Below are 12,807 nucleotides of genomic sequence, written 5' to 3' on the forward strand. Positions count from 1 at the left end.
GTTTTGTACACATACGGCTCATGACGGGGGGCCTGTAAGGAGCGATAGCCTTGGTGGCGTGATCAGCGCGATAGTTCGCGGGGACGTCGTCGTCCCTGCCCCGCGCCCGGTGTGCACGGACGACATCCGTGACCGGGCGGCGGTCGCTGGTCCTCGCGGGCGGGTGGGGGCCCTGGAAACCCCCGAGGCGTCGAGTGAAGCCAGTGGGCCGGCGGCGCCGAGAGCAGCGTCACACGCCTGTTCGGCGGCCGGAATGGCCGATTACCCCCCGCTCATCTCACCCCGCGGCATAGCGTCGAAGCCGACCGGACACCCCGTGTCGTGGCGTCGCGTCGGAGGGGACGAGGCCGTACTTCCTTCTACGTCACGCAACGGCGCGCGACAGGAGCCAGAGGACAATGCAGACCAAGCTGGACGAAGCCAAGGCCGAGTTGCTCGAGAGGGCCGCCCGGGTAGCTGAGAACAGCCCGGTCGGGGGGCACCTACCGACTGGGACGACGAGCGAGAGTGCCGAGGGTGCACCGGACACCCCGGACCACGACACCGTGCTCGCGTTCCTCCAGCGCTACTACCTGCACACCGCCCCGGAGGACCTGAGCGGCCGCGACCCGGTCGACGTCTTCGGAGCCGCCTACTCCCACTACCGACTGGCCGAGAACCGCCCACAGGGCACGGCCAACGTTCGGGTCCACACCCCGACCGTGGAGGAGAACGGCTGGACGTGCAGCCACTCCGTCGTCGAGGTCGTCACCGACGACATGCCCTTCCTCGTCGACTCCGTGACCAACGAGCTGTCACGGCAGGGACGCGGCATCCACGTCGTCATCCATCCGCAGGTCGTCGTACGGCGCGACGTGACCGGCAAGCTCGTCGAGCTGGTCAGCGAGCCTTCTGCCGTCGCCGCCGCGGCGGCGGCCGTGGCCGCGGGCGAGACACTGCCGCACGACGCGCACATCGAGTCGTGGATCCACGTCGAGATCGACCGCGAGACCGACCGGGCCGATCTGAAGCAGATCACCAACGATCTGCTGCGGGTGCTGTCCGACGTGCGCGAAGCCGTCGAGGACTGGGAGAAGATGCGGGACGCGGCGCTCCGGATCGCCGACGGACTGCCCACCGAACCCACCGCCGACGACCTGCGCGACCAGGAGGTGGAGGAGGCCCGCGAGCTGCTGCGCTGGCTCGCCGACGACCACTTCACCTTCCTCGGGTACCGCGAGTACGAACTGCGTCCCGACGACACGCTCGCCGCCGTCGCCGGCACCGGTCTCGGCATCCTGCGCGCCGACCCGCACCACGCCGGGCCCGACGACCACCCCGTCAGCTCCTCCTTCGACCGGCTGCCGGCCGACGCCCGCGCCAAGGCCCGCGAGCACAAGCTCCTCATCCTCACCAAGGCCAACAGCCGCGCCACCGTCCACCGGCCGTCCTACCTCGACTACGTGGGCGTCAAGAAGTTCGACAGCGAGGGGAACGTCGTCGGTGAGCGGCGCTTCCTCGGCCTGTTCTCCTCGGCCGCCTACACCGAGTCCGTCCGCCGCGTCCCCGTCGTCCGGCGCAAGGTCGACGAGGTCCTCAAGGGCGCCGGGTTCTCACCCAACAGCCACGACGGACGCGACCTGCTCCAGATCCTGGAGACCTACCCGCGCGACGAGCTGTTCCAGACGCCCGCCGACGAGCTGCGGTCCATCGTCACCTCCGTGCTCTACCTCCAAGAGCGCCGCCGGCTCAGGCTCTACCTGCGGCAGGACGAGTACGGGCGCTACTACTCCGCCCTCGTCTACCTGCCGCGCGACCGGTACACCACCGGCGTGCGCCTGCGGATCATCGACATCCTGAAGGAGGAACTCGGCGGTACCAGCGTCGACTTCACCGCCTGGAACACCGAGTCGATCCTCTCCCGGCTGCACTTCGTGGTCCGCGTCCCGCAGGGCACCGAACTGCCGCAGCTGACGGACGCCGACAAGGAGCGCGTCGAGGCCCGCCTGGTGGAGGCCGCCCGCTCCTGGGCCGACGGCTTCGGCGAGGCGCTCAACGCCGAACTGGGCGAGGAGCGCGCGGCCGAGCTGCTGCGCCGCTACCACAACGCCTTCCCCGAGGGGTACAAGGCCGACCACAGCCCCCGCTCCGCCGTCGCCGACCTCGTCAACATCGAACAGCTCGGCGAGGACGAGGACTTCGCGCTCAGCCTGTACGAGCCCGTGGGCGCCGCGCCCGACGAGCGCCGGTTCAAGATCTACCGCAAGGGCGGCTCGGTCTCCCTCTCCGCGGTGCTGCCCGTCCTCAACCGGCTCGGCGTCGAGGTCATCGACGAGCGGCCCTACGAGCTGCGCCGCGCGGACCGCACCACCGCCTGGATCTACGACTTCGGGCTGCGCATGCCCCGCTCGGCCGCCGGCGACTTCCTCGGCGGCGACGCCCGCGAGCGCGTCCAGGAGGCGTTCGCCGCCACCTGGACCGGGCAGGCCGAGAACGACGGCTTCAACGCCCTGGTGCTGAGCGCCGGGCTCACCTGGCGGCAGGCCATGGTGCTGCGCGCGTACGCCAAGTACCTGCGGCAGGCCGGCTCCACCTTCAGCCAGGACTACATGGAGGACACCCTCCGCAACAACGTCCACACCACCCGGTTGCTCGTGTCGCTGTTCGAGGCGCGGATGTCGCCCGACCGGCAGCGGGCCGGGCGCGAGATCGTCGACGCGCTCCTCGAGGAGGTCGACGCCGCGCTCGACCAGGTGGCCTCCCTCGACGAGGACCGCATCCTGCGGTCCTTCCTCACCGTCATCAAGGCGACGCTGCGCACCAACTTCTTCCAGAAGGCGGCCGGCGGCAAGCCGCACGACTACGTCTCCATGAAGTTCGACCCGCGGGCCATCCCCGACCTGCCGGCGCCGCGCCCGGCGTTCGAGATCTGGGTGTACTCGCCGCGCGTCGAGGGCGTGCACCTGCGGTTCGGGAAGGTCGCACGCGGTGGTCTGCGCTGGTCCGACCGGCGTGAGGACTTCCGCACGGAGATCCTGGGCCTGGTCAAGGCGCAGATGGTCAAGAACACCGTGATCGTGCCGGTCGGCGCCAAGGGCGGCTTCGTCGCCAAGCAGCTGCCCGACCCGTCGGTGGACCGCGACGCCTGGATGGCCGAGGGCATCCGCAGCTACCGGACCTTCATCTCCGCCCTGCTCGACATCACCGACAACATGGTCGCCGGGGAGGTCGTGCCGCCCGCCGACGTCGTCCGGCACGACGAGGACGACACCTATCTCGTCGTCGCCGCCGACAAGGGCACCGCGACCTTCTCCGACATCGCCAACGAGGTCGCCGAGTCGTACAACTTCTGGCTCGGGGACGCCTTCGCCTCCGGCGGCAGCGCCGGCTACGACCACAAGGGCATGGGCATCACCGCCCGTGGTGCCTGGGAGTCGGTCAAGCGGCACTTCCGGGAGCTGGGCGTCGACACCCAGACCGAGGACTTCACCGTCGTCGGCATCGGCGACATGTCCGGTGACGTGTTCGGCAACGGCATGCTGCTCAGCGAGCACATCCGACTGGTCGCCGCCTTCGACCACCGGCACATCTTCCTCGACCCCACCCCGGACGCGGCCACCTCGTACGCCGAGCGGCGCCGCATCTTCGAACTCCCGCGCTCCAGCTGGGAGGACTACGACGCCGACCTGATCTCCACCGGCGGCGGCGTCTTCCCGCGCACCGCCAAGGCCATCCCGATCAACGGCCACATCCGGGACGCCCTGGGCATCGAGGAGAAGATCTCCAAGATGACCCCGGCCGACCTGATGAAGGCGATCCTCAAGGCCCCGGTCGACCTCCTGTGGAACGGCGGCATCGGCACCTACGTCAAGTCGAGCGCCGAGACCCACGCCGACGTCGGCGACAAGGCCAACGACGCCATTCGCGTCGACGGACGGGACCTGCGCGTCCAGGTCGTCGGCGAGGGCGGCAACCTCGGCCTGACCCAGCTGGGCCGGATCGAGTTCGCGCAGAACGGCGGACGGGTCAACACCGACGCCATCGACAACAGCGCGGGCGTGGACACCTCCGACCACGAGGTGAACATCAAGATCCTGCTCAACGGCCTGGTCGCCGAGGGCGACATGACCGTCAAGCAGCGCAACAAACTGCTCGCCGAGATGACCGACGAGGTCGGCCGGCTGGTCCTGCGCAACAACTACGCGCAGAACACGGCCATCGCCAACGCCCTCGCCCAGTCCAAGGACATGCTCCACGCCCAGCAGCGCTTCATGCGCCACCTGGTCAGGGAGGGCCACCTCGACCGCGCGCTGGAGTTCCTGCCCTCCGACCGGCAGATCCGTGAGCGGCTGAACGCCGGGCACGGCCTGACCGGCCCGGAGACGGCCGTCCTCCTCGCCTACACCAAGATCACCGTCGCCGAGGAACTGCTGCACACCTCGCTGCCGGACGACCCGTACCTGCGCATCCTGCTGCACACGTACTTCCCGACCGCGCTGCGCCAGCAGTTCTCCGAGCACATCGACAGCCACCCGCTGAGCCGGGAGATCATCACCACCCTGCTCGTCAACGACACGGTCAACACCGGCGGTACGAGCTTCCTGCACCGGCTGCGGGAGGAGACCGGGGCCTCCCTGGAGGAGATCGTCCGGGCGCAGACCGCGTCCCGCGCGATCTTCGGGTCGGGCGCGGTGTGGGACGCGGTCGAGGGGCTCGACAACAAGGTCGCCGCGGACGTCCAGACCCGGATCCGGCTGCACTCCCGCCGCCTCGTCGAGCGCGGCACGCGCTGGCTGCTCAACAACCGGCCGCAGCCGCTGCAACTGGCCGAGACCATCGCCTTCTTCAAGGACGGCGTGGACCTCGTCTGGGGCGAGCTGCCCAAGCTGCTGCGCGGCGCGGACCTGGAGTGGTACCAGCAGATCTACGACGAGCTGGCCGGCGCCGGGGTCCCGGAGGAACTGGCCACCCGCGTCGCGGGCTTCTCCTCCGCCTTCCCGACGCTCGACATCGTCGCCGTCGCCGACCGGGTCGGCCGGACGCCGATGGAAGTCGCCGAGGTGTACTACGACCTCGCCGACCGGCTGCGCATCACCCAGCTCATGGACCGCATCATCGAGCTGCCGCGCGCCGACCGCTGGCAGTCCATGGCCCGCGCGGCGATCCGCGAGGACCTGTACGCGGCGCACGCCTCCCTCACCGCGGACGTCCTGTCCGCAGGGAACGGCACGTCCACGCCGGAGCAGCGGTTCAAGGTGTGGGAGCAGAAGAACGCGCCGATCCTGGGCCGCGCGCGGACGACGCTGGAGGAGATCCAGGGCTCCGACGCGTTCGACCTGGCCAATCTGTCGGTGGCCATGCGCACGATGCGCACACTGCTGCGCACGCACTCGTAGGGGTACGGAGAGGGGGCGCCCCCGGGTTCGTCGGAACCCGGGGGCGCCCCCTCTCGTCACGTCAGCGGTGGATCTCCCAGACGGTGACCGTCCCCTTCAGGTCGGGCAGGTAGTCGAGGTCGCTGGGGGCCTCGACCTGGGTGATCGTCCACATCGCGAGGTTGCCCTCGCCGGTGACCGTGCAGAGACGGTCGCCCTTGACGATCTCGTCGTCCCGGTTGATGGAGTCGCCGCTCAACGTCTCGGTGAACGGGTTCTGCTCCGCTCCGGCGAGGCACTCGTCGGGGGTGCTGCCGTTCGCCTTGCCCATGGGCTGGGTGAAGGTGATGTCGCGCGACGACGCGGAGAACTCCTGGACCTCGACGCTCATGTAGTTGGTCGGGTCGACCTTGGGTCCGTCGAGGTCCACGTATGTGGTCTCCAGGCTGCCGGGGCTCAGCACGCTCATCGGCTTGTCCTCGAAGAGCTTGCTGAACGTGGCGTTCGCGGGCACGTCGGTGGTCGACACGGTGGGGTCGGGTGTGCTTCCCCCGGAGTCTTCCGTCTCCGACTCGGTCGGGGTCGGGCTCGGCTTGTCCGTCTCCTCGTTCTTGGCCTTGTCCCCGCCGCTCGCTGCACTGCTGGGACTCTTGTCGTCGTCCTTGCCCATCAGGTACACCGCGGCCGCCGCGCCCGAGCCGACCGCGAGGACGAGGACGAGGGCGATGAGGCCCGCCTTCAGGCCCCGGCGGCTCTTCTTGGGCGGCGCCGGGGCGGGGGCGGGGGCCTGCGGGGTGAGGTTGTACGTCTGGGCGGCGGGCTGTGGGTAGCCGTAGCCCGGGGCAGGGCCCTGGGCGGCGGGGCCGAAGCCGGGCATGGGGGCCGCCTGCGGTACGCCCTGGGTGGTGCCCTGCGCCGGGCCGTGCGGCGGGGGCGTCGGGGCGGCGGCCGGAGCCGTGGTCGGGGGCGCCGTCGGGGGAGCGGTGACCGGCGGTGCCGGCGGCATCTGCGGTGCCGTCGGCCGGGGCGGGGTCTGGGCTGCCTGCTCACGCCGGGCGATCTCGGCGGTGAGCGGCCCCGGCAGCCAGCCGTTGAAGTCGCTGAGACCGCGGCCGGACAACTCCTGGCAGAGCGCGGCCAGTTCCTCCGTGCCGATGCGCTCCGCCGGGTCGGCGGTCAGGCAGCGCTCCAGCAGCGGGCGCAACCGCTCGTCGAAACCGTCGAGTTGCGGCGGGCGCTGGGCGGTGTTGGCGATCTGCGCGGCGATCGTGATGGCGCCGCCGTCGCCGTACGGGTGGCGGCCGGTGGCGGCGACCGCCGCGATCAGGCCGAGGGAGAAGACGTCGGTGGCCGGGGTGACCCGCTCACCGAGGGCGTGCTCCGGTGACATGTACTGCGGGGTGCCGATCAGGCCGCCGGACTGCGTGAGTTGGGTGGCGTCGGCGGCGCGGGCGATACCGAAGTCGATGACGTACGGGCCCTGGGTGCCCAGCAGGATGTTGCTGGGCTTGAGGTCGCGGTGGATGACGCCGGCCGCGTGGATCGACGTCAGGGCGCGGGCCGCGCAGCCGACCAGCTGGAAGACGGCGGGCAGTGGGAGCGGCCCGAACGCGACGAGGGCGTCGTGCAGGGGGATGCCGGCGATGAACGCGGAGGCCAGCCAGGGGAGTTCGCCGGTGGTGTCGTGGTCGACGACCGGGACGATGTGGTAGCCCTGGACCCGGCGGGCCGCCTGGACCTCCTGCTCGAAGCGGCGGCGGAAGTCCGCGTCCTGGCCGTACTCGCGGCGGATGACCTTCAGGGCGACCGGCTGGCCGCCACGGGTGTGCGACAGATAGACCGTGCCCATGCCGCCCTCGCCGATACGGGCCTGCAGGTGGTATCCGGCGGTCTCTCGTGGGTCCTGCGGTCCCAGAGGGCTCAGGATGTCGCCAGTGCTGGTGGTAATGGGAGCCTCCCCCGGTACGGTGCCGAACTCCTGTGCCGCGAGCGGGCACTTGAAGCGGTTCCGAAGCTTATACGGCACTTACGACACCTGGAGTCGGCGTTACGGTTCCGTGTGGGTACCGGTACGTGGTGCCGTAAAAGGGTCTAGGGTTCCCGCCGTACCCGGCGCTGCCATTCCTCGTCCCGCATCGTGATCGGCGCCGTCGCCGGGACCCCGCGGACGGTCGGGGCGTCGGACAGGCGCGGGGGGACCGGGGCCGTGGGGGCCTCGGTGAGGGACAGGGTGCGGAAGGCCGTCTCGATGATGGCCACCGAGGTCGCGAACGGGGCCGGGAGCCAGCCCGTGAAGTCGCGGACGTCCCGGCGGGCGGCTCCCGCGCAGTGCTCGGCGATGTCGGCGGCCGAGGGGCGGGCGACGGGGTCGGCGGTGAGGCAACGGCGGATCACGTCGAGCAGGGGCCGGTCGATGCCGTCGAGGGCGGGCGGGTCGACGTCGGTCGCGGCGATGCGCGTCGCGATGGCGAGCGGGTTGCCCCGGCCGTACGGGTGGCGTCCGGTGGCGGCGACCGCGGCGACCAGACCGAGGGCGAACACGTCCGACGCGGAGCTGACCCGGCGGCCCAGCGCGTGCTCGGGGGACATGTAGCGCGGGGTGCCGATGAGGCGGCCGGCGGTGGTGAGCGTGGCGGCGCCCGCCGCCCGGGCGATACCGAAGTCGAGCAGCCAGGGCCCGTCGGCGGCGAGGAGCAGGTTGGCGGGCTTGATGTCGCGGTGGATCACCCCGGCGGTGTGCACGGCGTCCAGCGCGTACGCGGCGCAGGCCAGCAGTTGCAGCACGGTCGGCACGGGCAGCGGGCCGTGGGTCTCCAGGGCCTCCCCGAGCGGGACGCCCGGTACGTAGCGCGTGGCCAGCCAGGGCCGCCGCGCCGCCGCGTCGTGGTCGACGATCGGCACCAGGTGGTAGCCGGAGACCCGGCGGCCCGCGGCCACCTCGCGGGCGAAGCGTTCCCGGAAGGCCGGGCTGTCGGCGTACTCCGGACGGACCAACTTCAGCGCGACCGGCTGGCCGCCCCGGCTGCGGGAGAGGTACACGGTGCCCATGCCGCCCTCGCCGATCCTGGCGTGCAGCGGGTACCCGGAGATCTCCCCGGGATCGCCGGCCCGCAGCGGCCCAGGCACCACCCCGCGCATCGACCGGCCCCCTCTGTTCCCGCTCCCCGTCCTCCCCGGAGGGTATCGCGGGGAGCGCGGCCCCACCCCGCCCCGGACGCAACCCGGGTACCTCCCACGGCCTCTATCTGAGTGGCCCTCTTCGGCGGCATGCCCTATAGAGGGAACAAAGCATGATGTTTGGGGTGAACGTGGAGCAGCAGCCGCAACCAGCGACAGCCGAGCCCGCCGTGCCCGGCCGGCCGGCCGTGTCCGTCGTCGTCATCGTCTACAACGACGAGGCCAGGCTGCCCACGGCCGTGCGGTCGGTCCTGGAGCAGACGCTGCGCAGCGTCGAGGTGGTGATCGTCGACGACCACAGCACGGACGGCTCGTACGAGGTGGCCGCCCGCCTCGCCGCCCGCCATCCCGACCGCGTACGGGCGTACCGGCTCCCCGAGAACAGCGGCGGCTGCGGCGCGCCCCGCAACGAGGGCATCCGGCGGGCCCGCGGCGAGTACGTCCTGTTCCTCGACAGCGACGACGTCCTGGAGCGCAACGCCTGCCGGAACATGCTGGAGGCGGCCGAGACCACCGGCGCCGACCTCGTCTCCGGGCTCTGCGTCCGCGTCCACCTGGACACCCGTACGAAGAAGGAGGTCAAGTGGTACCCGTGGCTGTACACCCGCACCCGTACCCTCGACTCCGTCTCCGAGCTGCCCGACCTGCTGGTCTACGACACCCTGTCGACCAACAAGTGCTACCGGCGTGACTTCCTGGTCGAGGGCGGCCTGGAGTTCCCCGTGGGCATCCACTACGAGGACCTGTTCTTCTCCGCGCAGGTGTACGCCGCCGCCCGCCGGATCACGCTCATCCCCAACCGGGTCTACGACTGGAACGTCGTCGAGCGGTCCGGGGCCAGGTCGATCAGCAACCGGCGGGCCGAGATCGCCAACTTCGCGCACCGCATGGAGATCCACCGCCGGGTCGACCGGCTCCTCGCCGACCGGGGCCTGCCCGGGCTGAAGTTCGCCAAGGACGTCAAGTTCCTCAAGCACGACCTGGTGCTGCACCTGCGCGACCTGCCGTTCCGGGACGCCGCCTACCGCCAGGAGTTCGCCGCGCTGGCCAACGCCTATCTGGCATCGATCGACCCGGCCGCGTACGAGGAGGTGGAGCCCATCCACGCGATCTGCGCCTATCTGCTGCGCGAGCGGGACTGGGACAACCTGCTGCCCGCCGTGGACACCCTCACCAACCGCGACAAGGTGTCCGCCCCGATGGCCGAGCGCGACGGGCGGATCTACTGGTGTGCCGAGCACATCGAGGACCCCTTCGCGCGGCGGATCCTGGACGTGACCGAACTCGGCTACCACGCCCGGCCGGTCGGGAAGATGTTCCTGCGCAACGAGCTGACCGAGTACGCCCGGCCGGGGCGCAGCGGAGTCGTCCGGCTGGCCGGCCGTGTCACCAACCCCCTCGGGGTGATCCCGCCCGGCGCCGGGCTCACCGCCGAGCTGGAGTTCTACGCCCGCCGCCCCGGCGTGCGCTTTCGGACGTTCCGGGTGCCGGTGACCGCGGTCCGGCACGAGGGCCCGTACGTGGCGTGGGAGGCCACCGCCGACATCGCGAAGGTGCTGCGGCCGCTCGGCATCGTGGACGCCGTGTGGGACGTCCGCCTCCATCTCGTGGTCGACGGCGAGCGGACGACGACGCGGCTCACCGCCGCCGAGCCGGGCCTCGCGACCGGGGAACTGCCGGTACGCCCCCGCCTCACCCGGCTGGTCGCCGACCGCGTCGAGCCGCACGTCTCCGCCCGCGGCCACCTCGCCTTCCGGCTGGTCCCCGACAAGAAGGCCAACGTCCTCGTCACCCGCGGCCTGCGCGGCACCCCCGGACGACTGGCCAAGACCGGCTACCGCAAGGCCAAGGCGCTGCGCAAGAAGGCCACCTCCGGGGACACGAAGATCCGCCTTTATCACGAGGCGTTCCTGCGGATGCCCCCGCGCCGGCGCCTGGTGGTCTTCGAGAGCCACCTCGGCCGGCAGTACAGCGACAGCCCCCGGGCGATCTACGAGGAGATGCGCCGCCAGGGCCTGGACTTCGAGGCGGTGTGGTCGTACGCGGGACGCCCGGACGGCTTCCCCTCCGACGCGACCCTCGTACGCCGCTGGTCCCTGCCCTACCTCAGGGCGCTGGCCCGCGCCGAGTTCTGGATCGACAACCAGAGCTACCCGTTGAAGCTGACCAAGCGGCCCGGCACGACGTACCTCCAGACCTGGCACGGCTCCGCCCTCAAGCGCATGGGCTTCGACGAGCCGAGCTGGAAGCTCAAGTCCCGTGCCGCGCAGGCGGAGCAGCAGCGCACCCTGGACCGCTTCGACCGCTTCCTCATCCGCTCCGAGCACGACGTGCGCACCCTCGCCAAGGCGTTCCGCCTCCGCGAGAAGGCCCTGCTGCGGGTGGGCTACCCGCGCAACGACGTCCTCGTCCAGGCCCGCGGCACCACCGGACGGCCGCCCCTCGCGGCCGAGTTGGGCATCCCGGCCGACAAGAAGGTCCTGCTGTACGCGCCCACGTTCCGCCAGTCGGGGCAGAAGCGGTTCGCGTTGCCGTTCGACGTGGAGCGCTTCGCGGAGACCTTCGGCGACGAGTACGTCCTCCTCGTCCGCGCCCACTACCTCAACCACGTCGTCCTCCCGCCCTCGGTGCGGGGCCGCGTCATCGACGTGTCCGGCCACCACGACGTGACCCCCCTCCTCGTCCTCGCGGACGCGCTGATCACGGACTACTCGTCGGTGATGTTCGACTACGCCCTCCTGGACCGTCCGATGCTGTTCTTCACGTACGACTACGACGAGTACGTCCACGAGGGCCGGGGCACCTACTTCGACCTGCTGGAGCGGGCGCCGGGCCCGGTGGTCCGCACGGAGGACGACCTGCACGCGGTCCTCGCGGGTTCCTCGCTGGAGGAGCAGTCGGTGAAGTACGCCGCCGCGCGGGAGCGGTTCACGGCCGACTTCGGCGAGTACGACAAGGGCACCGCCGCACAGCGGATCGTCGACGAGTTCTTCTCCGACTGGAGGCGCAAGTGACCGGGCAGCGGGACGGGCGGCGGGCGCGGCGGGACGGGCGGCGGGACATCTTCCTCGTCGCCAACAGCGTCGACGAACTGGGCGGGGTGACCAGCTGGACCCACCAGATGGCCCGGCTGTTCACCGAGCGCGGCCATCGCGTCCATGTCATCGGCATCGCCACACCGGAGGACCCGCACGACCTCGGCGACCTCCCCTACCCCACGACCAGGCTGTACGACGGCCAGCCGCCGGCCCCCGGCCGGGCGCGGGACGCGAGCATGCGGGACCGGGCGGTCCGGCTGTCCCGGCTCTTCGACGCCGCCCGTCCCGGCGCGGTCGTCGTCGTCACCCAGGTGTGGGCGATGGAGTGGGTGCGGCTCGCCGACACCAGCGGGCTGACCGTCATCGGCATGAGCCACGAGTCGTACGAGACCGCGAAGGCCAGCTCCCGCTTCCGCCGCGTCCTGAAGTACTACGCGGACGTCGACCGCATGCTGGTCCTCACCCGAGAGGACGCCGACCTGTGGATCGGCGAGGGCCTCAACAACGCCTCGTTCATGCCGAACGCCGTGCCCTGGCTGCCGGACGTTCCCTCGCCGCGCACCGGGAAGGCCGTCGTCAGCATCGGCCGGCTGAGCGACGAGAAGGGTGTCGACATGCTCCTCGACACCTGGGCGGAGGTCGCCCCCGCCCACCCCGACTGGACCCTGCGGATCTACGGGTCGGGCGAGGACGAGGAGATCCTGCGCAAGCAGTGCACGTCCCTGGGCCTCGACGCTTCGGTGGCCTGGATGGGCCGTACGGCCGACGTGCCGGGCGCCCTCCGGGAGGCTTCCGTCTTCGCGCTCTCCTCGCGGGGCGAGGGCTTCCCGCTCGCCCTCATGGAAGCGATGGCGATGGCCGTCCCGTGTGCCGCGTTCGACTGCGCGCCCGGCGTCCACGAGATCGTCGCCGACGGCGAGGACGGACTGCTGGCCCCGCCCGGCAACACCGCCGAACTGGCCCGCAAGCTGGACCTGCTGATGTCGGACAAGGCACTGCGGGACCGCTTGGGCGACCGGGCGAGGGAGAACATAAGGCGCTACGGGACGGCCGAGATCGTGGACCGGTGGGAGGCCCTTTTCGCCTTTCTGGAGCGGTGAGCGGCGGCCGGGCCCGCGCGAGGGGGGGGGCCGGGGGGACCGAGGGGGGGGGTGGTTTTTTTCCCCGTTGAGCGCCTCCTCCTTCTTCCGCCCCCCCTTTTTTTGTCCGTCTCTCCGCAGGTCTCCGTAGCCCAAACA

Annotated in this window: 5 protein-coding genes; 3 read left to right on the forward strand and 2 right to left on the reverse strand. The window is 71.2% G+C overall.

Features of this window, described 5'->3' with window-relative positions:
* Positions 1-398: 398 nt before the first annotated feature.
* A complete protein-coding gene (locus ACZ4Z2_RS35125; RefSeq protein ID WP_468081651.1) occupies positions 399-5,375 on the forward strand; it encodes an NAD-glutamate dehydrogenase in 4,977 nt (1,658 codons plus the stop codon).
* Between the two features lie 61 nt (positions 5,376-5,436).
* Here the strand turns inward: ACZ4Z2_RS35125 and ACZ4Z2_RS35130 are convergent, their stop codons facing one another.
* Positions 5,437-7,380: a serine/threonine-protein kinase gene (locus tag ACZ4Z2_RS35130; RefSeq protein WP_468081652.1), complete on the reverse strand. Its 1,944-nt coding sequence runs from the start codon at positions 7,378-7,380 to the stop codon at positions 5,437-5,439.
* Between the two features lie 65 nt (positions 7,381-7,445).
* Entirely contained in the window at positions 7,446-8,492 is a 1,047-nt protein-coding gene (locus ACZ4Z2_RS35135; protein ID WP_468081653.1) for a serine/threonine-protein kinase, read from the reverse strand.
* 152 nt (positions 8,493-8,644) lie between these two features.
* Between ACZ4Z2_RS35135 and ACZ4Z2_RS35140 the strand changes: the two genes are divergently transcribed.
* The gene (locus tag ACZ4Z2_RS35140) at positions 8,645-11,545 is read left to right on the forward strand and encodes a bifunctional glycosyltransferase/CDP-glycerol:glycerophosphate glycerophosphotransferase (protein ID WP_468081655.1); all 2,901 of its coding nucleotides are present in this window, start codon (positions 8,645-8,647) and stop codon (positions 11,543-11,545) included.
* Positions 11,542-12,669: a glycosyltransferase gene (locus ACZ4Z2_RS35145; protein WP_468081656.1), complete on the forward strand. Its 1,128-nt coding sequence runs from the start codon at positions 11,542-11,544 to the stop codon at positions 12,667-12,669. The genes ACZ4Z2_RS35140 and ACZ4Z2_RS35145 overlap by 4 nt, the downstream gene beginning before the upstream one ends.
* Positions 12,670-12,807: the final 138 nt, after the last annotated feature.

Source organism: Streptomyces sp. NPDC030183 (genome assembly GCF_055573455.1).